Source organism: Bradyrhizobium lablabi (assembly GCF_900141755.1).
Taxonomy (GTDB): Bacteria; Pseudomonadota; Alphaproteobacteria; order Rhizobiales; family Xanthobacteraceae; genus Bradyrhizobium; species Bradyrhizobium lablabi_A.
The window spans coordinates 3,438,671-3,461,254 of sequence record NZ_LT670844.1; the positions used below are offsets into that span (position 1 = coordinate 3,438,671).

Consider the following 22,584-nt stretch of genomic DNA (forward strand, 5'->3'; position numbering starts at 1 on the left):
TCCGAATCTTCCTGTCGCGGAGCTTCGGAAATCCCCCATGTTCAGACTTAGATCGATCGCGGCCCGCCTGATCCTGGCCATTTCGCTGACCGTTGCGGCGGCCTGCGCGATCCTCGGGACCTTTTCGATCATGCAGCAGCGCGCGCTGACCCAGCTCGCGCTCGATCAGCAGCTCAAGCTGCAATATGACAGCGTCATCGCCGCGCTCGACTATGAGGGGCGCGCGGGGCTCGCCGTCAGCGCCGTGATCGCGAATCTGCCGCCGGTCGGCGACGCCATCCTCAAAAGCGACCGCGACGCGCTGGGGACGCTGCTGGGCGGCGCGATGAAGGCGCTAAAGGCGCAAGGCATCTCGCTGGTCACGTTCCAGACCCCGCCGGCGACGGCCTTCTACCGAGCCCACGATCCCAAGGCTTTCGGCGACGACGCTTCCGGCCGCCGCGCCACGGTGGTGCAAGCGAACCAGACCGGCCAATCGATTGTCGGCGTCGAACCGGGCCGCGATACGCTCGGCATTTTCGCCATGACGCCGATCATGCGCGACGGCAAGAGCATCGCCAACACCGACATCGGCATCGCTTTCGGCAAGGAATTCGTCGACCGCGCCAAGAACCGCTTTGGCGTCGATCTCGTCGTGCATTGGTTCGACGGCAAGGCTTTCCGAAAGCTTTCCTCAACGCTGGACGATGCCGCCGTGGTCGCAACGCCGGAGGAAATGAAGAAGGTGTTCGATGGCGGCACGCTGCGGCGCGAGGCGACGCTCAGCGGCCACCCGGTCGCGCTCTATCTCGGGCAGATCAAGAACTATGCCGGGCAGCCGGTCGCGGTGCTTGAAGTCATCAAGGACATCACCGAATACGAGGCGGCGGCGACCAGTTCGCAGCGCAATCTCATTTTCGGCGCCGTCGCGATCCTGGCCGGCGCCGTGCTGCTGGCGTTCCTGCTCGGCCGCGGCCTGTCGCGGCCGCTCGCGGCGATCACCGCGGTGATGAACCGCCTTTCGAGCGGCGACACGGATCTCGCGATCCCCGGCGGCGAGCGCAAGGACGAACTCGGCACCATGGCGCAGGCGGTCGACGTGTTCCGCCGCAACATGCTGGAGGCCCGCAATATGCGCGAGGCGCAGGAGGCCGCCAAGCAGGAGGCCGAACGCGAGAAGAAAGCGTTGCAGCGCCAGATGGCCGACCGGTTCGAGGCCGACGTCAAGAGCGTGGTCGGCGCGGTCGCGAAGGCGACACAGGACATGCAGCGCGTCGCCGGCGAGATCACCGTGAGCGTCAACGGGACGTCGGAGCGGGCCGCGGCGGCAGCCGCCGCGTCGGAAGAGGCATCGGCCAGCGTCAGCACAGTGGCGGCTGCCACCGAGGAGCTCGCCTCGTCCGTTGCCGAGATCGGCCGCCAGGTCACCCATTCCAGCGGCGTCGCCGATGCCGCCGTGGTCAAGGCCGGGCAAACCACCGAAATGGTCGCGAGCCTCACCGCCGCCGCCGAGAAGATCGGCGATGTGCTTCGCCTGATCGGCGCCATCGCCAGTCAAACCAACCTGCTCGCGCTGAATGCGACCATCGAGGCGGCGCGGGCCGGCGACGCCGGCCGCGGCTTTGCCGTGGTGGCATCCGAAGTCAAGGAACTCGCCAGCCAGACCGCGAAGGCGACGGAGGAGATCGCGAGCCAGGTCACCGCGATCCAGTCCGCCACCGGCGATTGCGTCGTCGCGATCGACGGCATCAGCGACACCATTCGCGAGATCAGCGGGATTGCCACCACCATTGCGGCAGCCGTCGAAGAGCAGGATTCGGCGACCCGTGAGATCGCGCGCAGCGTGCAGCAGGCCGCAGCCGGCACCGGCGAGGTTTCGCACAATGTCGCCGGCGCCAGCCACGCCGCCGACCAGTCGCGCGCGCTTGCCGACAATGTCCTGGTCGCCTCCGGCGAACTCAGCCAGCACGCCAGCGCGCTGTTCGAAAGCGTCGATAGCTTCCTCGCTGGCCTGCGCGACGCGGCCTAGAGCCGCATTCGAGAAAACCGGCTAACAGCCTCGGCAGCGCCTAGGACGCCCTGCGCGCGCCGAATAGCTTGCCTCGCCAGCCGAGAACGATGCACAGCGCGCTCGCCGCCAACATCATGAGCGGCACCGCGATGCTGACAAACCGCTCTCCCGGCGAACAGTAATTGAAGTCGACACAGCGCGGCGGCACGAGGCCCGCGACGACGCCGAGATAGATGACGAAAGTCAGCAACAGGTAACAACCAATCACGGCGAGCCGCCGCCAAGGCGGCGGCATGTTCGAATCCGAGAGCTCGGTTCGTTCGGTAATGTATTGATACGGCAAGGCTTTCGCCGGATCGCGGATTTGCACCGTCGACTCCGTCAAAAGGTCGTGCACTGCCTGGTTGCGGCGCGTGGCGGTCATCACGATGAACGAATACCAGCCGAGCACGCCCTTGATGATCATGCGGGCGCAAGCTTTGAGGAAGCTGACATTGCCGCCGCTGTGCTCGTCCACCACGCGCAGATTGCTGAAATAATGCCCCAGCGTACCGCCCGTGAACGACACCAGAACCGGTTCGTACAGCACAAGCGCAATCACCACCAACGTTCCGAGCGCGCGGGAAAGATTGTCGTTTGCGACCGTGGTTGCAACCAGCACCGCGCCGAAAATGACGACCAGGGTAATGATCCAGTCGAGCATGATGCCGCGAACGCGGCGCGAGAACCGCGCGTAGCGCGGCACCTGTGTCGGGGAGACTTCCGCGTCAGGGCGCATGCGAGATATCCGACTTCAATCCTATGTCGACGGAAGCGTGGGTGAGGTTCACAGAAAGCGGAACCCGGGTGCGGCGATAGGCGTTGCGTTGGCAACGGCAACGCCAAAAGGGTGACGATCATGCCGCGCGGTGACAAATCGAGCTATACCGACAAGCAGAAACGCCAGGCCGAACACATCGAGGAAGGTTACGAGCATCGCGGCCTCGGCAAGAAAGAGGCCGAACGTCGCGCCTGGGCGACGGTCAACGAGGAGACCGGCGGCGGCAAGAAGCGCGGCTCGGGCCGCGGTGTCCGTACCTCTAACGTGTCCTCGAAGCGCGGCGGGGCGATCGGCGGACCGCGCGGCGGCAAGGCCTCCGCGAGCCGGCCGGCGGCGGCCAGATCGCGCTCCGCCAAGAAAGCGGCCGCATCGCGTAAGCGACATGCCGTGAAGAGGTCGGCGGCGCGCAAGACCACTCGTAAGACGGCGCGGAAGAAATAGCGATCACAACTCCGCTTCCGCTGGTTCCGATCGTGTTCTACGCTGCGCGACAGCATCGATCCGAATAAGCGGAACACACCGTGAAGAAGCCCGCCAAGAAGAGCACCGCAAAGCGCGCGGCAAGCAAGCCGCGCGCGGATTTTTCCGATCCCGCGGTGGATGCGGTGTTCAACGCCTATCCGGCGCCGCTGAAGGCAAAATTATTGGCTTTGCGGCGGCTGATCTTCGATACGGCTAAGGCCACCGCGGGCGTCGGCCGGCTCGAGGAAACCCTGAAATGGGGACAGCCGAGCTATCTCACGCCGGAGAGCAAAAGCGGCAGCACGATCCGGATCGACCAAGTGAAAACCGCCGCCAACCAATACGCGATCTATTTCCATTGCCAGACCGATCTGGTGGAAACGTTTCGCGAGCTGTATCCGACGGAGTTCAGCTATGAGGGCAACCGTTGCATCCTGTTGAACGCTGCGGAAAAGCTTCCCGAGCCGGCGCTGCGCCATTGCGTGGCGCTGGCGCTGACCTATCATCTGAACAAGCGCAAGGCGGCGCGCGGGAAATAATTGTTCGCCGTCATTGCGAGCCAACGGGTCGCGCGAATGCGCGCCCGATGACAGGCTCCGTGAAGCAATCCATCGCACGGCATAGCAACTATCAATTGCTTCGTCGCTTCGCTCCTCGCAATGACGGGAGTAACGCTCCCGGCCGGGCCTGTTACGCCACCAGCGCGGCTTCCTCGGTGGCATCGCCAAGTGCGACGGAGTCCACGCCGCACTGCGCTTTCAACAGTCCGACGATCTCGACATTGGGCCGGGCGCGGCTGAACAGAAAGCCCTGTCCCTCGTGACAGCCTTCCGAGCGCAGGCAGCTCAATTCGGCCTCGGTCTCGACGCCCTCGGCGGTGATGGTGACGCCGAGGCCCATGCCGAGGCTGATGATCGAGCGGACGATCGCCTGCGCGTCGGGATTGGCGCCGAGGTCGCGCACGAACGACTGGTCGATCTTGATCTTGTCGAACGGAAAGCTTCGCAAGTAGCTCAGGCTGGAATAGCCGGTGCCGAAATCGTCCATCGAAATGCGCACGCCGAGCGCGCGCAGCGCGTGCAGCGTGGCCAGCACCTGGCTGCTCTTTTCCAAGAGCAGCGTCTCGGTGATTTCCAGCTCCAGCCGTTTGGGCGGCAGGCCGGATTGCTTCAGCGCATCCATCACCACCGACAACAGATTGCCGCCGCGGAACTGCAACGGCGACAAATTGACCGCGACGCGGACTTCGTCGGGCCAGATCGCCGCATCCATGCAGGCGCGGCGCAGCATCAACCCGCCGAGCGCATTGATCAGGCCGGTGTCTTCGGCGACCGGGATGAACTCGGCGGGCGAGATCATGCCGCGTTCGGCGTGTGGCCAGCGCACCAGCGCCTCGAAGCCGGTGATGCGCCCGGTCGAAAGGTCGATCAGCGGCTGATAATACGGCCGCAGCACGTCGTTCTGGATCGCGTCGCGCAGGTCGATCTCGATCTTGCGGCGGCTCTGGGCGCGGGCGTCCATCCCGGCCTCGAAAAATGAGAAGGTGCCGCGCTGCTCGTTCTTGGCGCGGGACAGCGCCATGTCGGCGTTCTTCAGAAGCTTTTCGGACTCGTCACCATCGCTGGGCGCCATCGCGATGCCGATGCTGGCGCCGATCACGACGGAATGGCCGTCGAGCAGATAGGGATCGCCGATCGCCTCCAGCAGCCTCCGGCACAGCAACACGGCGTCCTCGGGCCGAGCGAGCCCGCTCTGGACGATCGCGAATTCGTCGGAGTTGAGGCGGGCAATGGTATCCTCCTCGCGCAGCGTCGAGCGCAGCCGCTTGGCGACGCCGCGCAGGAGCTTGTCGCCGACGCCGTGGCCGAGCGTGTCGTTGACCGATTTGAAATTGTCGAGGCCAAGTACCAGCACCGCGACCTTGTCGCTGCTGCGCCTGGTGTGCGAGAGGATTTCGTCCATCTGCTGGCGCAGCAGGTTGCGGTTCGGCAGCCCGGTCAAACCGTCGTGCTGGGCCATGAAGGCGAGCCGCGCCTCGGCGCGCTTGCGCTCGGTGATATCCATCAGCGCGAGCAGCACCGCGGGCCGGTCGTTATAGACGAGCTCGCGCGAATAGATCGCCAGATCAATCAGCGTGCCGTCGGCCCGGACGTGCTTCCAGGTGCGCGCCGTCAGTTCGTCGCTCGAGCGGTCGCCGGCCCAGGGCGGCTCAGATTCGAAGGCCTGGAGCTTGCGAATGGACAGCTTCTCGAATTCGGCGCGGCTATGGCCGTAATGGGCGAGCGCGGCGTCGTTGACGCCGAGGATGCGTTCATCGTCCAGCGCGCAGACGATCATCGGCACCGGATTAGAGTCGAACAACAGCCGGAACGAGTCCTCGCGCTGCTTCAATTCGGAGATGTCGACGCGCAGGCCGATAATGCCGCCGTCCTCGGTCAGCCGCTCCTCGATCAGGATGCAGCGGCCGTCGGCGAGGATCTGCTCATGGCGTTCGCCGGGCCGAAAAAGCCTGGTGAGCCGCTCGGCGATCCACTCTTCTTCGCGGCCGACCGCTTCCGGATAATCGCCGCGCTCGACGCCGATGCGGATCGTATCCTGCAGCCGCGCGCCCGGCACGAACAGGTCCGAGCTGCGGCTGTAGATCTCCGAATATTTCTTGTTCCAGAGGATGTAGCGGCCCTCGGCGTCGAGAAACACGATGCCCTGCGGCAGGATGTCGATCGCCTCGCGCAGCCGTTCGTGGGATTTTCGCGCATCGGCGATCGCGGCCTCGGCTTCGGCGCGTTTGCGCACGATCTCGCCGATCTCGGCCGCGACGCGCCGGCTCGGGCCTGCGAGTTTGGGAATGGGCTTCGCCGGCAGCCCGGGAATCCGGGCAATCGCCGCGCGCTTCAGTTTGTTGGCCGCCTTTGGCCGGACTTTTCGCATTACCGCCGCCCCATTCCGCATTTCTGCGGGTTCCCTTTTCCGATAAGTATCTGAAAAAATGGTATCCTTTGCCGAATTCGGCGTTCGCGCGCGATGCCTTGCGGGATCACCTTGTATTTCGGCTGCCTGTTTATGAGGCGAACTCGCAGGTGTCAGCGTAACAGAGGTTGTACTGCCGCAAGCGATGAGCTGCGCCCGCGAAGCCGCAAGGCAAAATCGTCTACGCGTGTTAACGGATGTCGCGATTGGAGAAGCGCTAGCGCGGTTTTCCGCGCATTCGCACGAAATTTCGCCAATGATGATAAGGGTTATCGAACGGTTAAGATCGCGGCCGCGCTGCGGCGGACCGTCGCGCTAGTTCGAAATCTCGATCCGCGTGTTGCGCGGCCCGTTGCGCCCGACCAGCGCGAACAGGGTCGCGGCATGCGACGGATCCAACCTGACGCAGCCATGCGACGCCGGACCGCCGAGCCGCGTCAACTCGTAAGTGCCGTGAATGGCGAAGCCGCCGTAAAAGAAGATCGCGTGCGGCATCGGCGAATTATAATACTTCCGCGAGAACCAGCGCCGCGCCATCAATTGCGGGTGAAACGTCCCGCTCGGGGTGCCGTAACCGCTGCGCCCGGTCGAGACCGGCCAATTGTGTCGCATCATGCCGTCGACGCTCATCGCCATGCGCTGGGCTGATTTGTCGATCTGGACCACCACATCGGCGCGGGCCGGCGACCATGCTAATCCCGCCATGACGACCGCGGCCGCAAACACCAACCTTGCGCGCCGTCCGACTGACAGCCGTTTCATGACGCAACCCCTGCCGACAATTTTGTTGGAGGCATGATTCGTTTTTGGTTGCGCGTTGTAAAGGCCCGCGCGGCGTGTGACGGCAAGCTGCCGCGGTTAAGCCTGATCCGCCGCCGGCCGATGGTTCGCAGCGGCGAGGCCTAGCGAAAAATCAAGCAATTGCGATTGCCGCGCCATATCCCCGGCTGCAGAATTCCGTGCTACGCTTTGCTGCCAGAGTGAGCCATGAATTCCCGCCTGATTCTCATTCCCCTGCTGTTGTCCGCCATCCTCGCCAGTGCCTCCGCCGCGCTGGCGCAGGACAAGGGCAGCGTTGACCCAAAGCCGCTGCCGCCGCTCGCCAATCCCAAGGATCCCAAGCTCGGCGCTAAGGAGCTGTTCGGCCGCAAGGTGTTGCCGGCGGCGATGCCGACGCACGTGATCGGCTTCTACGCCAAAGGCTGCATCGCCGGTGCCGAAGCGCTACCGATCAACGGCGACACCTGGCAGGTGATGCGTTTGTCGCGCAACCGCAACTGGGCGCATCCCGACATGGTCGCGCTATTGGAACGGCTGTCGGCCAAGGTGCACAAGGAGGCCGGCTGGCCGGGAATCCTGATTGGCGACATGTCGCAGCCGCGCGGCGGCCCGATGATCACCGGTCACGCCAGCCACCAGGTTGGGCTCGACGCCGACGTCTGGCTGACGCCGATGCCGGACCGGCGATTGTCGCGCGAGGAGCGCGAGGAAGTGTCGGCGGTGATGATGGTGCGCGCCGACCGGCTCGACGTCGATCCGGCGGTCTGGACACCAGGGCATCTGATCATGATCCGCGCCGCCGCACAGGAGCCGAGCGTGCAGCGCATCTTCGTCAACGCCGCGATCAAGAAAGCGTTATGCCGCGAAGCCAAGGGCGACCGCAGCTGGCTCGGCAAGATCCGGCCGATGTATGGCCATGACTATCATTTTCATATCCGCATCAAATGTCCTCCCGGCAGCAAGGAATGCGAGAGCCAACCGGACCCGGAATCTGGCGAAGGCTGCAGCGCCGCCGATTTCGCGTTCTGGTTCAAGGACTCTACCATCCACCCCAAACCGTCGACAGAGCCGCCGAAGCCGCATCCGGGGATCACGCTGGCGCAACTGCCGGCAGCCTGCCGCAAGGTCTTGGCTGCGCCGGACGCAAAGCAATAGGGCCCAGGCGGCTATCCTCGCACCCTCGAAATGCGCTAATATTGCGCGTCGTTGCGCCGTAAGCGCGCGGCCACTCCATGACGCGGCATCACCGCGCGCGCAACCCAATTCACCCCAGCGAGAACCATCATGCGCATCAGTGCACGCAACCAGATCAAAGGCACCGTCGTCGAAGTCAAGAAGGGCGCGACCACCTCCCACGTCCGCGTCGACATCGGCGGCGGCCATATCGTGACTTCCTCGATCACCAACGAGGCGGTCGATGATTTGGGCATCAAGGCCAAGGGCGCAGTGACCGTCGTGATCAAGGCCTCCGACGTCATGATCGCGGTGGATTGATCATGCGCGGTTCTTTGTTGATTGCATTGCTGCTGTGTGGGGCTCCCGCTTACGCCGCAGAAGAGCCGAGCGGCTGCGACAAGTTCAAATGGAATATCGAGCACGAACGCACGGCACTGACCGCGCCGGATCGCATCAAGCTTGTGTCGGGTGGTGAACTTGACGCGCTGCCATCGACCGGGATGACGCTCGCTTTGGTCGCACCGGGCGAGGCAAAACTGCCCTCGCCGCCGGAACGCGCGCCCAAGGAAGGCACCTTCGCCGGTTTTGCCAATTTCACGAGCGCACCGAAGGCAGGCCTCTACACCATCAGCCTGTCCGCCGGCGGCTGGGTCGACGTGGTGCAGGACGGGCATTTTGTCAAACCCAAGGGGTTTAGCGGCGCGACCGATTGTGACGGTATCCGCAAGACCATGAAGTACGAGCTTTCGGCCAGCCCGTTCGTATTGCAGGTCAGCGGGACCAAGGAGAATTCGGTATCGGTTGCGATCCTGCCCTCGGAATAGGTCAACAGGCCTTTACCCAAACCTCCAGCCTGTTATTGTTTTTGCTCGCGAAATCCCGGTCGGCCGTAAGCCGCCGGGAGAACGGAACGGCGCTTCCGCCTGTCGCGTCCATGTCAACCAACGCCTGATTTGCGCGCGCGGAAAAGCGCGCCCGCGAATACGCACGGAGCGTCATCATGCATCGTCTTGCCGGACTCGTCGCCGCCTTCATGATCCTGTGCGGATCTGCCTTTTTGCCTGCGCTTGCCCAGGACAAGAACCTCGTCGTGTTTGCCGCGGCCTCGATGAAGAACGCGCTCGACGACATCGACCTAGCCTTCACCTCCAAGACCGGCGTCAAGGTTTCGGCGAGCTATGCCGCAAGCTCGGTATTGGCAAAGCAGATCGAGCAAGGCGCGCCGGCGGATATTTTTGTCTCTGCCGACACTGACTGGATGGACTACGCGGTCAGTAAGAAGAACATCAACGAGCAGACGCGGATCAATCTGCTCGGCAACAGCATCGTGCTGATCGCGCCAAAGGATTCAGACATCAACAACGTCACCATCGCGCCAGGTTTCGATCTGGCAAAACTCGCCGGCGACGGCAAGATCGCCACCGGCGACGTCAAAGCCGTCCCTGTCGGCAAATACGCCAAGGCGGCGCTGGAGAAACTCGGGGCCTGGCAGGCCGCCGAGCCGAAATTCGCCATGGCCGAGAGCGTGCGCGCGGCGCTTACCCTGGTGGCGCGCGGCGAGGCGGCGCTCGGGATCGTCTATTCGACCGACGCCAAGGTCGAGCCCGGCGTCAAAATCGTCGGCACTTTTCCGGCGGATTCTCATCCGCCGATCATCTACCCGGTCGCGGCGACGACGACCGCAAGAGCGGAAGCCGCCGATTATTTGACCTTCCTGAAATCATCGGCGGCGAAGACGATCCTGGAAAGATATGGATTCACGTACCTGATCCGCCCGACCTCCTGATCCCCTTAAGTGTTCGACATCTCGCCCACGGAATGGACCGCGATCGCGCTTTCGCTGCGGGTGGCGACAGTCGCGACGCTGGTCGCGACGCCGCTCGGGATCGCGGTCGCATGGCTGTTGGCGCGGCGTGATTTCTGGGGCAAGTCGGTCGCCGACGCGTTGATCCATCTGCCGCTGGTGCTGCCGCCGGTCGCCACCGGTTATCTCCTGCTTTTGACGTTCGGCCGGCGCGGCCTGGTCGGCGCCTGGCTCGCCGATCATCTCGGCATCGTGTTCGCGTTCCGCTGGACCGGGGCGGCGCTGGCCTGCGGGGTGATGTCGTTTCCGTTGCTGGTGCGGCCGATCCGGCTATCGATCGAGGCGGTGGACCGGAGGCTGGAGCAGGCGGCAAGCACGCTCGGCGCCGAGCCCTGGCGGGTGTTTGCGACCGTCACCTTACCCCTGGCATTGCCGGGCGTGCTGGCAGGGATGGTACTGGGCTTTGCCAAGGCGATCGGCGAATTCGGCGCGACCATTACTTTCGTGTCGAACATTCCCGGCGAAACCCAGACCATTTCCTCGGCGATCTATTCGCTGATCCAGACTCCCGACGGCGATACCGCGGCGCTGCGGCTGGTGGTGGTTTCTGTGGTGATTGCGATGGGCGCATTGATCGCTTCCGAATGGTTCGCGCGGCGCGCGACCCAGCGCCTGCACGGGAATTGACCATGCTGCGCGTCGACATCACAAAGAGGCTCGGCGAATTCTCCCTTGAGGCTTCCTTCACCAGCGAGGGGCGCGTGACCGGCCTGTTCGGCGCCTCGGGTGCCGGCAAGACCTCGCTGATCAACATGATCGCGGGATTATTGAAGCCCGACCGAGGCATCATCGCCATCGACGGCGAGACGCTCGACGACACCGCCAAACGCGTGCATGTCCCCGCGCATCGCCGCCGCATCGGCTATGTGTTTCAGGACGCGCGGCTGTTTCCGCATCTTAACGTCGCACAAAACCTCGACTATGGCCGACGGATGAACAGGCTCGCCGAGGACCCCGCGCAATTCAAGCGCGTCACCGACCTGCTCGATATTGGCCACCTGTTGGATCGCCGTCCCGGCAAACTCTCCGGCGGCGAGCGCCAGCGCGTCGCGCTCGGACGCGCGCTGTTGTCAAAGCCGCGACTGCTGCTGATGGATGAGCCGCTCGGATCGCTCGATGAGGGGCGAAAAGTCGAGATCCTGCCCTATCTGGTGCGGCTGCGCGATGAGGCCAATGTGCCGATGGTCTATGTCAGCCACGACGCCGCCGAATTGCGCCAATTGGCGACACAGATCGTGATGCTTAGGGGTGGACGGGTGACTGCGCTCGGCGGAGTCAAGGTGCTGCCGGGCGTTTGATGATCCTCATGGTGAGGAGGCGCTCTTGCGCCGTCTCGAACCATGAGGCCCCCGTGCTGCCTCATCCTTCGAGACGCGGCCAAGAGGCCGCTCCTCAGGATGAGGTTCTTTGCTATTCTCGTGATCCGAGGCACGCCCTCAACCGGAGAAACAGCCCATGGCCGAGCCGCAGATCCGCTTCAACGACGGTGCAGGCTATGAGCGGATGATGGGGGTCTGGAGCAAACTCGTGGGCGAAGTCTTCCTTGACTGGCTCGCGCCGCGCTCCGGCCTGCGCTGGATCGACGTCGGCTGCGGCAACGGGGCCTTCACCGAGCTGATCGTCAGGAGATACGCACCCGCCGAGATTTCCGGCGTCGATCCCTCCGAAGGCCAACTCGCCTTTGCCCGCGCACGGCCAACCACGCGCATCGCGCAATTTCGGCAAGGCGACGCAATGGAGCTTCCCTACGCAGCCCACACATTCGACGCGGCGGTGATGGCACTGGTGATATTCTTCGTTCCCGATCCCGCCAAGGGTCTCGCCGAGATGGTTCGGGTGGTGGCCCCGGGCGGATCGGTCGCCGCTTATGCCTGGGACGTCCTGGGTGGTGGATTTCCTTTACTGCCAATCCAGAGAGAAATGCGCGCCATGGGCGTTCCCGTACCTCTGCCGCCGAGTTCGGACGTTTCGAGAGCCGAGGCGCTTCAGAAGCTATGGACCGATGCGGGTCTTGAAGGCGTGGAGACGCGGAAGATCGAGGTGCAACGGACCTTCCCCGATTTCGACGATTATTGGACGACGGCCATGCTGGCATCCAGCACCGGTCCGACGGTCGCTGCGATGCCGCCGGATGACGCCGCGCGGCTGAAAAGCCGCGTGCGGGCGGCCATGCCCGCAGACGATGCAGGACGCATTACCTATCGTACGTGGGCCAATGCAGTTAAGGGACGCGTACCGAGTTGAACGGCGGCTGCCACGAGCCGCTGCCGCTCAGACGATCTCACGCGCGCGCAAATCCGCGATTGCATCTGCATCGTAGCCGAGCGAACCCAGCACCTCATCGGTGTGGGCGCCGAGTTCGGGTGCCATTGAATCGAGCCTGCCGCCGCCATGGGCGAGCCGAAAACCGCTGCCGGCAAAGCGCAGGCGGCCATAGGGCGTATCGATCTCCTGCACGGCGCCGCGCGCCAAAATCTGCGGGTGATCGATCACTTCCTCGACCTTCCAGATGCTGGCGCAGGGCGCGCCCGCGGCCTCGAGGATTTTTTCCCACTCGCGCGGAGTCTTCTTCGCAAGCGCTTCCTCGATGATGGCGCGCAGCGCCAGCTCGTTTTCCTGGCGCGCGAACCAGTCAACAAAGCGCGGGTCTTCAAACGTATCGGCGCGTCCGAGGGCCGCCATCAGCGCGCGATATTGCTTCTCCGTGTTCACGGCGAGCAACAGATAACCGTCGCCGGCCCGGAATAAATTGGCGGTCGGCCGGCGGCTCACCGCCTGATTGCCGGACAGTTGCTGACGATGGCCGGCGACCGTGTAGTCCGCCACCGGTCCCGACAGACACGCCAGCGTCGCCTCGAGCATGGAGACGTCGACCAATTGCCCCTTGCCGGTGTGGCTGCGCTGGAACAACGCGCTCGATACGCCGAACGCCGCGGTGGCGCCCGACAGCACGTCGCAGACCGCAAAGCCCGCGCGGGTCGGCCCGGTCTCCTCGTGGCCGGTAATTGCCATGATGCCCGACATCGCCTGGATCTTGCCGTCATAGCCGGCGCCCGATCGTTCCGGGCCGGTCTGGCCGAAGCCCGAGACCGCGCAATAGATCAGCCTGGAATTGATCGCCGAGAGTGCGGCGTAGCCGATGCCGAGCTTGTCCATCACGCCGGGACGAAAATTTTCCATCACCACGTCGGCCTGGGCGGCAAGCTGTTTGACGATGTTGATCGCCTCGCCCTTCTGCAGGTCGAGCGTCAGACTGCGCTTGTTGCCGTTGATCGCCTGCCAGCCAGGCGCAAGGCCGCGAGCGGCCCATTCGCGGCTCAACGGGGTACGGCGCATGTCCTCGCCTTCGCGCCGCTCCACCTTGATGACGTCGGCGCCGAGGAGCGCCAGTTGGTAGCTTGCATAGGGGCCGGCCAGCACCTGCGTGAAGTCGAGAATCTTCACGCCTTCGAACGGTCGGGTCACGCGGGACATCCTCCTGATGGGTAGTTTTCTTGTTCTTGCTTCTTGTTCTTGATGGCGCGTCAGGCGGCCCGGTTGCCGCGCGCGATCTCTTTTTGCTTGTCGAATTCGGCGCGGCGCCGTGCCAGTTCTTCCGGGCTCATCTGCGCGATGTTGTTGTAGTCGAGCTTCCAGGAGGCATCCTCGCTCCAGCGCAGCGGTGACTGCATCGTGGTGCGTGCGCCGGAGGCATGCTCCAAGAGGCCGAGCGCCAGCTCGAGCGTCAGCGCCTGCGACTCGATATCGTGGGGCTTGCCGGCGGAATTGCCCAGCGGGAAGTCGGAGAACAAAAAGCGCGGCACGGAAGCGTGCTCGACGATGTCCTTGGCGCATCCCATCACGACGGTGGGAATGCCGCCTGCCTCGAGATGGCGGGCAACCAGCGCTGACGTCTGGTGGCAGACCGGGCAGTTCGGCACCAGCACGGCGACATCGACCTTGTCGTCGAGGCAGCGGGCCAGGATGTCCGGGGCATCGACATCGATCGTGACCCGGTGGCTGCGATTGGTCGGCGCGCCGAAGAAGCGCGGCGCGACCTCGCCGATCCGCCCCTTGGCTTTGGCCTTGAGGAGCTGCGGCAGGGGAAACCAGGTGCCACTGTCGGTCGCGGTCGTGTGCTTTCGGTCATAGCCGATATGCGAGATGCGCAAATCGTGCTGCTTTCCGGTGTCGCCGTCATAGACCTTGTAGAACTTGGCACCGCCATTATACGCAGCACCAGGGCCCTGATCGCCCTTCGCCGGATCATAGGGGGCGGCGGTGGTAATGATCGTCACGCGCGATTGCGCCAGGGGCTTTTTCAGCTGATAGAACGGCGTATCGACATAATGTGCCCAGCGGTAGGGCGTGGTGTAGCCGATCGCGGCGTAGTAGTCGCGGGTCCGCTGCATATAGGGGACCGGGGAATCGTAGTCCGGCGCAAAGCCGAGTTGTTCATCGAGGGGGGCGGACATTGTTGTGTCTCTCCTGCGTTTCCACCGTAGGGTCATGGATCGACCTTCGGCCAGACTAGAGATAGTCCGCTCATTCCTCAACTGCCGAAAGAGCAACTCACCCCCCGCGATCGGCGACCAGAGGTCGGTCTCGAACAGTCGGGACAAGCCCGGACACACCTCCACACTCGCAGGCGCCGGGCGCCCCGAGTTGATGCGACGTTAATGTCCCTCGGAAACAACGAGGGAGCAGGGAATGCCGGGTGCGCGCTGCACCCGCGGTCTCGTGTGCAAAATGCACGAAAGAAAACGCACACGAGCATACAGGTTCAGCGGAGGCACTCCGGCATTCCCTGCGCAATGGCTTTACGGCTTATAGCGCGCTCTCCCCGGCGACGAATTCCTTTTGTCACCGTCGTCTGCGGATTAAGGTTTGTCCAAGCCCGGTTGGGCCGACGCGCCTCCGCAGACTTGACACCAGCAACGGGTGCCAGGACCACACGGTTTTGCCGTACGCAGCCACCCGTCTTCACCCAAAGGCTTCGCCGGGCTATGGCGCCGTCGTCTTGCGCGAGGAATCTCGCTCACGGGACAAACCCGCCCTGCGATTCCGTTCCGCGCCGACGCTGCCGCGTCCACCGCATCCCACCGCGCGTTTCGTGACGATCGCGACCCGCCCCTCTTCTCGGGTGAGACGGGCAGAGTCAAATCACTGATTTGCCCGACGGCACCAGCGGAATATTTTTGTCGGCAGGGCTGGACAGAGAAATTCGCGAGCGCAACGCTGATTTGCCCGTCGGGCAATCGGCGTTCAGTCCGTGGGTGGCAGTGCCCTTAATTACCACATCGCGTCATTGCCCGGCACTCTGGCGGACAATCGCATGGGTAAAATATCTTGAGAGCACTGTCACGTAATGCGGACGTGAGCGAACGAGTATCCCCGCTTGCTCTCGGCTCTATGACTCACGACGAATTCTTTGATCGTACGACATGGTGATCTTCTCAATTTCGCCCTTGACGATGTTCGTTCCGCTCAAATCGATGGCATGTGGCACCGGCATGCCCCATATTCTAACTGTTTCGTGCGGGGAACCAAGGCATCTGGCTAGGAAGGACAGCCCAATTCTTCCGAGCCGGACACGCAACTGGCGAACGATCGTATTGGTAAAGTAGTTGATATACCCTAATTTCGTAATCTAGACCCCCGCCACCGACGCCCAGAGGTCGCCGAGCTTGCGCTTGAGCGTCTGCATGCGAGTCAAGGGTCCGCTGTCTTCCTCGTCCTCGGGCAGCCTCAATCCGACAACATTGACCCGGCCGCCGCCGATATTGCGCGCCACCAGAACGATGGAATCGAGAGCAAGCTCCGCGCCCTCCCTCGGGGCGTGATCGAGATGCACGTCGAAATAATCGGCCAGTGTCAGTTTTGCGTCCGCCTCGTTCACTTTGACGCCGTAGATCTCGGCAAGTTCGGAAAGCGTGTGCTCGCCCGAAACGATGAAATCGCCGAGCAGATGCGGGTCGGGCGCGCTGCTCGGCAGCATGTCGACAAAGAAGCGGTCCAGCGCCGCGGCCTTTTCCGGCGGCGCCAGCAGATAGATGTAGTCGCCCGGCGCAATCGGATCGGCTTCCACGGGCGAGAGGATGCGCTGGTCGCGGATCACGAGCGTCGGTTTCGACCAGGAAGGAATGAGGCCGCGCCGGAAGAACAGGCTCTTGGGGCGCACGGAATAGCCGACCAGTTCCTGCTCGAGCTGGCCGGGCAAGTCCAGCTCAACACGGCGCGGGCCGCGATCGGCGCGCGGCAGCGCCACATGCAGCCGCCGCGCCGCGGCCGCCAGCGTCCAGCCCTGCAGCAATAGCGAGATGATGACGACGACAAAGGCGACGTCGAAATAGAGATAGGCTTTTGAGAGCCCGACCAGCATCGGGATCGACGCCAGGAAGATTGCGACCGCGCCGCGCAGGCCGGTCCAGGCGATGAACATCTTCTCCCGCCAGTTGAAGCGAAACGGCGCCAGACACAGAAACACCGCGATCGGCCGCGCCACCAGCATCAAGACCAGCGCCACCATCACGGCCGCCACGGCGCTGCTCATCAGCCGCTGCGGCGAGACCAGAAGCCCGAGCAGCACGAACATCACGATCTGCGCCAGCCAGGTCGCGGCGTCGAGAAACGTCACCACCGAATTATGCGCCCGGGTCGGCCGGTTGCCGATGATGATGCCGGCGAGATAGACGGCGAGAAATCCCGAGGCATGGCCGAGCTGCGCGGCGCCGAAAATCACCAGCGCTGCGGTCGTGACAAAGGGCGCGTGCAGGCCCTGCGGCAGCGCGACCCGATTGAGCGCCATCACCACCAGACGCCCGCCGACCACGCCGATCAGGGCGCCCAGCGCCGCCTCGCGGCAAAATTCCAGCACGACATGCCAGGCCGAGCTGTGACCGACCGAAATGAGCTCGACCAGCATCAGCGTGAGAAACACCGCGAACGGATCGTTGGTGCCGGATTCGGCCTCGAGCGTCGCGCCGACGCGGGGGCGCAATCGGAGCCCCTGCGCATGCACCAGCAAGAACACCGCCGCCGCATCGGTCGATGCGACTACCGCACCCACCAGCAGCGCCTCGGTCCAGTTCAGATCGAGCGCATATTTGGCGACCGGTGCAGTGATCAGCGCGGTCAGCAGCACGCCGACGGTGGCCAGCACCATCGAGGGCGCCAATACCGCGCGGATGCTTTGAAAGCGCGTCCGCAAACCGCCGTCGAACAGGATCAGCGCAAGCGCCACCGAGCCGACCAGATAGGTGGTGCGCAAATCGTCGAACTGCAGCTGGCCGGGGCCGGAATCGCCGGCCAGCATGCCGATCACCAGAAACACCAGCAGTAGCGGCGCGCCGAAGCGCAGCGCGAGCAGGCTCGACAGGATGCCTGCCATCACCAGGACCGAGCCCAACAGAATGGCCAGGCTGACAGAATCGAGAGAAGCCATGAACCTCCGAAAACAAAAGCAAATACCTTAGCTTGCATCCTTATCGTCGCCACAGTTCATCGCCAACCCATTTCTGGCTGGAGCGGCAAAGTGCCCGATTTGACGGCCTCAACTCGCGCTCGTATCGATGGTGCGGGCGCCGCGGTTGTGGGAATCTGGACGATATTCGAATCAGGTTTGACTGACGATCCGACTTGCCGGGCGACTCTGGGATGAGATTTTGATGATGGGTTTTGAAGATGGATTTCGACCTCACTGACGTCATCGATGTCCTGCATGCCGCCGCGCGTTCGGTCGGCGCGGAGGTCGCCTCACCCTGGTTCTATCTGCAGCTCGGCCTGATCCTGGCCGGCGCCGGGATCTCGCTGGCCTTGGGCGCCGCGATCCGCGCGCGGATCGACATGACCTCCCTCGGCATGGGCTGGCCGGCGCCGCTGCGGCTGTTCATGCGCGTATTGGTCGGCAGCGCATCGACCGCGATGTTCGCGCTGTTGATGCGGATCGCGCGCACCATCATGGTGGCGTCGACCTGGCCGAGCCGAAGTTACCTGCTCAGCATATCCGCCAAGCTGGCATTTGCCTGGCTCGTCATCCTCCTCGTCACGTCGGTCATTCGCAACACCTTCCTCGTCCGCCTGGTGTCGTTGTCGGCGTGGCTGGTGGCGGCGTTGAGCATTCTCGGCGAGCTTGATCCGGTGATCGACGCGCTCGACTCGGTCGCGATCATGGTCGGCGGATTGCGGCTGACGCCGCTGCTCCTGATCAAGCTCACGGTGCTGTTGGCGGTCGCGCTGTGGTTCACCAATATCGCCAGCAAATTCGTGGAGAGCCGGATCACGCAAACCAGCGACCTGACGCCGTCGCTCCAGGTGCTGCTGATCAAGATCATCCGCCTCGCCCTGATGGCCTTCGCGGTCACGGTCGTGATGAGCGCGGTCGGCATCAACCTGTCGGCACTCGCGATCTTCTCCGGTGCCGCCGGCGTCGGCATCGGCTTCGGCCTGCAAAAGATCATCGCCAATTTCATCTCCGGCATCATCCTCTTGGCGGACAAATCGGTGAAGCCGGGCGATCTCGTCACCATCGGCGACGCTACCGGGCGCATCAACGAGATGAAGACCCGCTACATCTCGGTCGCCGCCGGCGACGGCCGCGAATTCCTGATCCCGAACGAGGACCTGGTCACCCAAAAAGTCGTCAACTGGACCTACACCGACAAGAACACACTGGTGAAGGTCACCTTCGGCACCAATTACGACGCCGATCCGCGCCTGGTCTGCAAGCTCGCCGTGGATATTGCCGCAGCGGCCCCGCGCGCCATCAAGAGCAAGCCGCCGAACTGCCTCCTGGTCGAATTCGCCGAGGCCGGCATGAAGTTTTCCCTGACTTTCTGGATCGCCGACCCCGATGGGATGGACAACGTCAAGAGCGAGGTGATGCTGTCGCTGTGGGACGCCTTCAAGCGCGAGGGCATCCAGGTACCCTATCCGGTGCGCGAACTTCGCGTCCGCGGCGGCGCCTTGCCGGTGGAGACCATGGTCGACGCGACGACCTGACGGCGGGCACCCCAAGCCCAAATCCGGGGTGGCTAAATCCATTGGTTCCCCTCGCCGCACCAGCCTTCACAACAGCTCTGGGCGGCCCAACCTTGGCTTGCGCTGACCGCGCCGATCATTAAATTAGGCCGACAAATCACCCCTTTCGGCCCCTTTTCACGCGAAGACATGATCCGCCCATGAGCTACATCGAAGCCACAGATACCTCCTTGCGCAAGACCGGACAGATCAAGCTGCACGGGCCGAGCGGCTTTGCCGGCATGCGCAAGGCAGGCGCGCTGGTCGCGAAATGCCTCGATGAACTGACCGATATCGTCAAGCCGGGCGTGCCGACCTCTGAGATCGACGAGTTCGTCCGCGAGTTCGCCTTCAGCCATGGCGCCTATCCGGCGACCTTGATGTATCGCGGCTATCGCTATTCGACCTGCACCTCGATCAACCACGTGGTCTGCCACGGCATGCCGGGCGACCGCGCGCTGAAGGAAGGCGACATCGTCAACATCGACGTCACCTTCATCGTCGAGGGCTGGTACGGCGATTCCAGCCGGATGTACGCGGTAGGCGCGATCGCCCGCAAGGCCGAACGGCTGATCGAAGTGACCTATGAAGCCATGATGCGCGGCATCGCCGCGGTCAAACCGGGCGCCACCACCGGCGACATCGGCCACGCGATCCAGGGCTTTGTCGAGCCGCAGGGCATGAGCGTGGTGCGCGATTTCTGCGGGCATGGTCTCGGCCGCATGTTCCATGACGAGCCGAACATCATCCATATCGGCCGGCCCGGCGAGGGCGTGACGCTGAAACCCGGCATGTTCTTCACCATCGAGCCGATGATCAATCTCGGCAAGCCGCATGTGAAGATCTTGTCCGACGGCTGGACCGCGGTGACCCGCGACCGCTCGCTGTCGGCGCAGTTCGAACATTCGGTCGGCGTGACCTCAACCGGCGTCGAGATTTTTACGCTGTCACAGCGTCATGGCGAAAAGCCGCCGGGGGTGGGGTAGTCGCGGTTCTTATTGACGCGCTGTGCCTGCTCCATAGGAGGTCGTCATACCCCGCGCATGCGGGGTATCCAGTACGCCGCGGCCTTTCGGCTCTATCGCTGATGTCTCTGGAATACTGGATCGTCCGCCGGAGCCTGTCATCGGGCGGCGCCTTGCGCCGACCCGGTGACGGACGATCGCGACCGCATGGGCGACGACTTCGCTCAGGCTGTACGGCGAGGACAAATATACCGAGCTCTTATCGAATACTGGCTTCTATCCAGCGGGTCACCGCACGACAATCACGGGTATCGCCGCCCGCCTCGCGCACGTCGACCCCGATCCTATCCGGGTGCATTTGCGGACCTTGCAGATAGTCGGAGAAACGGCACGCCGCCAAGCCTCGGTCTTAGCGGTTTCCAGCACTCTTGCCGATCTTGGCTGGTTCCTGTTCGCAAGTTGCGTCCTCGTTGTCCTGATGGCCGAATTAGGTAACGGCTTTCCCGGACGGCGACTTTAGCAAATCAACCCGTCATCATCGACAATTCGCGGTTGCAAAAGTTGACCGACACGGCATGGTTGGCGCCGATGCCCGCCAAGACAAGCGAACCTGAAGATCAATCCCCCGAGACGCCGCACTATCACGGCCACCGCGAGCGGCTGCGCGAGCGCTTTCACGGCGCCGGGCCGGACGCCTTAAGCGATTACGAACTGTTGGAGATGGTGCTGTTCGCAGCCCAGCCCCGGCGCGACATGAAGCCGCTCGCCAAATCGCTGCTCAAGACATTCGGGTCGTTCGCTGAAGTCATTCACGCGCCGGAAGCGCGGTTGAAGGAAGTTGACGGCGTTGGCGACGTCACCATTACCCAATTAAAGCTGATCGCCGCCGCTGCAAGCCGCATCGCCAAGGGCCAGTTGCAGCGGCGCACGCTGTTGTCGTCGTGGAACGACGTGCTCGACTATTGCCGCACCTCGATGGCGTTCGCCGACAAGGAGCAGTTCCGCATCCTGTTTCTGGACAAACGCAACCAATTGATATCCGACGAGGTGCAGCAGGTCGGCACCGTCGACCACACCCCGGTCTACCCGCGCGAGGTCATAAAACGGGCGCTGGAATTGTCGGCAACCGCCGTGATCCTGGTGCACAATCACCCCTCCGGCGATCCCACGCCGTCAAGTGCGGATATCCAGATGACGAAAGCGATCATCGGCATCGCCGCCCCGCTGGGCATCTCCGTGCACGATCACATCATCGTCGGCAAGAACGGACATGCGAGCATGAAGGCGATGAAGCTGATATGACACAGCTCGGGATTAGAGAAGGTGAACCCTGCTAATCCACCGGAAATAGCGGTTACGCTCCGCTCATCCGCCTTGCGCGCTCAGAACTTCACCGTTAGCCCGCTACCGGCATAGTAGCTCGTCTCGGCCTGAAATGTGATAGCGGCTGCCGCCGGTACCGGCAACGCCGGCGCAGCGTTAAACGGACAGGAAAACGTCGGCGCCATAATACCAGGAACCGAATTGTCATAGTTCAGACCGACGAAGGTCCTGAGCGAGACGTTCTTCATTGGCTGAAAGGTGATGTTGGCTTCGGCATTAGCGAGAAGCACGCCTTTGTTAGCGTCGGCACCGATAACGCCAGTCGCAAAGGTGCCAGCGTTCGTAGTCCCCACGGAATCGTTACCAGACAGATTTGTACGGCGGTTTGCGAAACCTAGGGAGCCGCCAAGGCCTACCGAAAATTGGTTCGTCAGGGCGATGGCGGTATCGGCGCCGAGCCGCGCGCCCCAATCGACCCATCTCAACTGCGTATTCGCGTTGTACAGTAGGTTGTCCGCACTAAAGCCGTTATTGGTGAAATGGGACAGCGCCTGGTCGTTGCGGCTGGTGCCGCCGAAGATCGCAAGCGACGGGGTAAACGTCACCGCACCGGATTTCAAATCAGTCGCAACTTTGCCGTTGAACTGCCAGCTGTCGTAGGTGGTGTTCACCGTCGATGTTGAGTTGCATAGGCCGGGACCGCGGCCTACGAATTGGGCGCAGGAAAAGCTGGCCACAAACCGGCCATCCATCATTTGGAGTGTACTACTCGGCAAGTTGTAAGCGCCGGAGCTCGCGCTTTGCGAACTGGTCGCGCGCACGTAGGACCCGCCGATTTCAACCCTCACGTTCGAGCCAAACAGCAGGCCTTGCGGCAGGAAATATCCTGCTCCACCCGAGATGCCGTAGCCATCGGCATGCGGGTCGATGCTAACGATTTGCGCTCCGTAGGTGGCCGTTCCACCGACATTCGTTGCCGGGCCTAGATTGTAGGTCGGCAGGTTCACACGTTGATACGAACCATCGAGCCAGACATAAGCGTTCCATGAATCCACCATCACGGCGCTTTGCGGGGCTTTCACCGGCATGTCGGCGGCGAGCGCGCCAGGAAGGCTGGCAACACTCAGCGCGGTTGCACCGAACAAGGCAGTAATGATTTGACGCATGAGCGCCCCAAAAAACGTCCGCCCGACGGCATGGACTGCATAAGAATTGCGCCAGGCGCTACATCGGAGGCCGT

Annotated in this window: 20 protein-coding genes; 13 read left to right on the forward strand and 7 right to left on the reverse strand. The window is 63.3% G+C overall.

Annotated elements, in window-relative coordinates:
- The first annotated feature begins 37 nt into the window (after positions 1-37).
- Positions 38-2,008 carry a methyl-accepting chemotaxis protein gene (locus B5526_RS15980; protein WP_079539395.1) on the forward strand — a complete coding sequence of 657 codons (1,971 nt, stop codon included), beginning with the start codon at positions 38-40 and terminating at the stop codon, positions 2,006-2,008.
- A gap of 40 nt (positions 2,009-2,048) precedes the next feature.
- Here B5526_RS15980 and B5526_RS15985 read toward each other — a convergent pair whose 3' ends face one another.
- Entirely contained in the window at positions 2,049-2,768 is a 720-nt protein-coding gene (locus B5526_RS15985; RefSeq protein WP_079539397.1) for an RDD family protein, read from the reverse strand.
- Positions 2,769-2,888: 120 nt separating this feature from the next.
- Here B5526_RS15985 and B5526_RS15990 point away from each other — a divergent pair, with 120 nt between their 5' ends.
- A complete protein-coding gene (locus B5526_RS15990; protein ID WP_079545030.1) occupies positions 2,889-3,251 on the forward strand; it encodes a plasmid stabilization protein in 363 nt (120 codons plus the stop codon).
- 80 nt (positions 3,252-3,331) lie between these two features.
- Positions 3,332-3,811, forward strand: coding sequence for a DUF1801 domain-containing protein (locus B5526_RS15995; protein ID WP_079539399.1), 480 nt, complete (start codon positions 3,332-3,334; stop codon positions 3,809-3,811).
- Between the two features lie 151 nt (positions 3,812-3,962).
- On the opposite strand, the gene B5526_RS16000 is transcribed toward B5526_RS15995, so the two are convergent.
- Positions 3,963-6,200: a putative bifunctional diguanylate cyclase/phosphodiesterase gene (locus tag B5526_RS16000; RefSeq protein WP_079539400.1), complete on the reverse strand. Its 2,238-nt coding sequence runs from the start codon at positions 6,198-6,200 to the stop codon at positions 3,963-3,965.
- 354 nt (positions 6,201-6,554) lie between these two features.
- The gene (locus tag B5526_RS16005; RefSeq protein WP_197688442.1) at positions 6,555-7,001 is read right to left on the reverse strand and encodes a L,D-transpeptidase; all 447 of its coding nucleotides are present in this window, start codon (positions 6,999-7,001) and stop codon (positions 6,555-6,557) included.
- Positions 7,002-7,226: 225 nt separating this feature from the next.
- Here B5526_RS16005 and mepA point away from each other — a divergent pair, with 225 nt between their 5' ends.
- The 7 genes from mepA to B5526_RS16040 all read left to right on the forward strand — a co-directional run bounded on the left by mepA (position 7,227) and on the right by B5526_RS16040 (position 12,303).
- Positions 7,227-8,174 (forward strand): penicillin-insensitive murein endopeptidase, encoded by a 948-nt coding sequence (gene mepA, locus B5526_RS16010; protein ID WP_079539401.1) that lies wholly within the window; start codon positions 7,227-7,229, stop codon positions 8,172-8,174.
- A gap of 129 nt (positions 8,175-8,303) precedes the next feature.
- Entirely contained in the window at positions 8,304-8,513 is a 210-nt protein-coding gene (locus B5526_RS16015; protein WP_079539402.1) for a TOBE domain-containing protein, read from the forward strand.
- Positions 8,514-8,515: 2 nt separating this feature from the next.
- Entirely contained in the window at positions 8,516-9,019 is a 504-nt protein-coding gene (locus tag B5526_RS16020) for a hypothetical protein (protein WP_079539404.1), read from the forward strand.
- Between the two features lie 176 nt (positions 9,020-9,195).
- Complete coding sequence (modA, locus tag B5526_RS16025; RefSeq protein WP_079539406.1) at positions 9,196-9,981, forward strand: molybdate ABC transporter substrate-binding protein; 786 nt, start codon at positions 9,196-9,198, stop codon at positions 9,979-9,981.
- A gap of 9 nt (positions 9,982-9,990) precedes the next feature.
- A complete protein-coding gene (gene modB, locus B5526_RS16030; RefSeq protein WP_079539408.1) occupies positions 9,991-10,686 on the forward strand; it encodes a molybdate ABC transporter permease subunit in 696 nt (231 codons plus the stop codon).
- A gap of 2 nt (positions 10,687-10,688) precedes the next feature.
- Positions 10,689-11,357, forward strand: a complete 669-nt coding sequence (gene modC / locus B5526_RS16035) for a molybdenum ABC transporter ATP-binding protein (protein WP_079539410.1) — start codon at positions 10,689-10,691, stop codon at positions 11,355-11,357.
- Positions 11,358-11,514: 157 nt separating this feature from the next.
- Positions 11,515-12,303 (forward strand): class I SAM-dependent methyltransferase, encoded by a 789-nt coding sequence (locus B5526_RS16040; protein WP_079539412.1) that lies wholly within the window; start codon positions 11,515-11,517, stop codon positions 12,301-12,303.
- Positions 12,304-12,330: 27 nt separating this feature from the next.
- Here the strand turns inward: B5526_RS16040 and B5526_RS16045 are convergent, their stop codons facing one another.
- The 3 genes from B5526_RS16045 to B5526_RS16055 all read right to left on the reverse strand — a co-directional run bounded on the left by B5526_RS16045 (position 12,331) and on the right by B5526_RS16055 (position 17,482).
- Complete coding sequence (locus B5526_RS16045; protein ID WP_079545032.1) at positions 12,331-13,524, reverse strand: CaiB/BaiF CoA transferase family protein; 1,194 nt, start codon at positions 13,522-13,524, stop codon at positions 12,331-12,333.
- A gap of 59 nt (positions 13,525-13,583) precedes the next feature.
- Positions 13,584-14,513, reverse strand: coding sequence for a glycine reductase (locus B5526_RS16050; protein WP_079539413.1), 930 nt, complete (start codon positions 14,511-14,513; stop codon positions 13,584-13,586).
- A gap of 1,175 nt (positions 14,514-15,688) precedes the next feature.
- Complete coding sequence (locus tag B5526_RS16055; protein WP_079539415.1) at positions 15,689-17,482, reverse strand: potassium/proton antiporter; 1,794 nt, start codon at positions 17,480-17,482, stop codon at positions 15,689-15,691.
- A gap of 239 nt (positions 17,483-17,721) precedes the next feature.
- On the opposite strand from B5526_RS16055, the gene B5526_RS16060 reads away from it, so the two are divergent.
- From B5526_RS16060 to radC, 3 genes are all read left to right on the forward strand, one after another.
- The gene (locus B5526_RS16060) at positions 17,722-19,038 is read left to right on the forward strand and encodes a mechanosensitive ion channel family protein (protein WP_079539418.1); all 1,317 of its coding nucleotides are present in this window, start codon (positions 17,722-17,724) and stop codon (positions 19,036-19,038) included.
- Positions 19,039-19,217: 179 nt separating this feature from the next.
- Complete coding sequence (gene map / locus B5526_RS16065; protein WP_079539420.1) at positions 19,218-20,042, forward strand: type I methionyl aminopeptidase; 825 nt, start codon at positions 19,218-19,220, stop codon at positions 20,040-20,042.
- A gap of 567 nt (positions 20,043-20,609) precedes the next feature.
- On the forward strand, positions 20,610-21,323 hold the full coding sequence (radC, locus tag B5526_RS16070) for a RadC family protein (protein ID WP_079545033.1): 714 nt from the start codon (positions 20,610-20,612) through the stop codon (positions 21,321-21,323).
- 80 nt (positions 21,324-21,403) lie between these two features.
- On the opposite strand, the gene B5526_RS16075 is transcribed toward radC, so the two are convergent.
- The gene (locus tag B5526_RS16075; protein ID WP_154071325.1) at positions 21,404-22,510 is read right to left on the reverse strand and encodes a hypothetical protein; all 1,107 of its coding nucleotides are present in this window, start codon (positions 22,508-22,510) and stop codon (positions 21,404-21,406) included.
- Positions 22,511-22,584 lie beyond the last annotated feature (74 nt).

Bases quoted from the DNA above. Each gene is read 5' to 3' on its own strand.
- B5526_RS15980 (WP_079539395.1), top strand. From the start codon at position 38: ATGTTCAGACTTAGATCGATCGCGGCCCGCCTGATCCTGGCCATTTCG.
- B5526_RS15985 (WP_079539397.1), bottom strand. From the start codon at position 2,768: ATGCGCCCTGACGCGGAAGTCTCCCCGACACAGGTGCCGCGCTACGCG.
- B5526_RS15990 (WP_079545030.1), top strand. From the start codon at position 2,889: ATGCCGCGCGGTGACAAATCGAGCTATACCGACAAGCAGAAACGCCAG.
- B5526_RS16000 (WP_079539400.1), bottom strand. From the start codon at position 6,200: ATGCGAAAAGTCCGGCCAAAGGCGGCCAACAAACTGAAGCGCGCGGCG.
- B5526_RS16005 (WP_197688442.1), bottom strand. From the start codon at position 7,001: ATGAAACGGCTGTCAGTCGGACGGCGCGCAAGGTTGGTGTTTGCGGCC.
- mepA (WP_079539401.1), top strand. From the start codon at position 7,227: ATGAATTCCCGCCTGATTCTCATTCCCCTGCTGTTGTCCGCCATCCTC.
- B5526_RS16015 (WP_079539402.1), top strand. From the start codon at position 8,304: ATGCGCATCAGTGCACGCAACCAGATCAAAGGCACCGTCGTCGAAGTC.
- B5526_RS16020 (WP_079539404.1), top strand. From the start codon at position 8,516: ATGCGCGGTTCTTTGTTGATTGCATTGCTGCTGTGTGGGGCTCCCGCT.
- modA (WP_079539406.1), top strand. From the start codon at position 9,196: ATGCATCGTCTTGCCGGACTCGTCGCCGCCTTCATGATCCTGTGCGGA.
- modC (WP_079539410.1), top strand. From the start codon at position 10,689: ATGCTGCGCGTCGACATCACAAAGAGGCTCGGCGAATTCTCCCTTGAG.
- B5526_RS16040 (WP_079539412.1), top strand. From the start codon at position 11,515: ATGGCCGAGCCGCAGATCCGCTTCAACGACGGTGCAGGCTATGAGCGG.
- B5526_RS16050 (WP_079539413.1), bottom strand. From the start codon at position 14,513: ATGTCCGCCCCCCTCGATGAACAACTCGGCTTTGCGCCGGACTACGAT.
- B5526_RS16055 (WP_079539415.1), bottom strand. From the start codon at position 17,482: ATGGCTTCTCTCGATTCTGTCAGCCTGGCCATTCTGTTGGGCTCGGTC.
- B5526_RS16060 (WP_079539418.1), top strand. From the start codon at position 17,722: ATGGATTTCGACCTCACTGACGTCATCGATGTCCTGCATGCCGCCGCG.
- map (WP_079539420.1), top strand. From the start codon at position 19,218: ATGAGCTACATCGAAGCCACAGATACCTCCTTGCGCAAGACCGGACAG.
- radC (WP_079545033.1), top strand. From the start codon at position 20,610: ATGCCCGCCAAGACAAGCGAACCTGAAGATCAATCCCCCGAGACGCCG.
- B5526_RS16075 (WP_154071325.1), bottom strand. From the start codon at position 22,510: ATGCGTCAAATCATTACTGCCTTGTTCGGTGCAACCGCGCTGAGTGTT.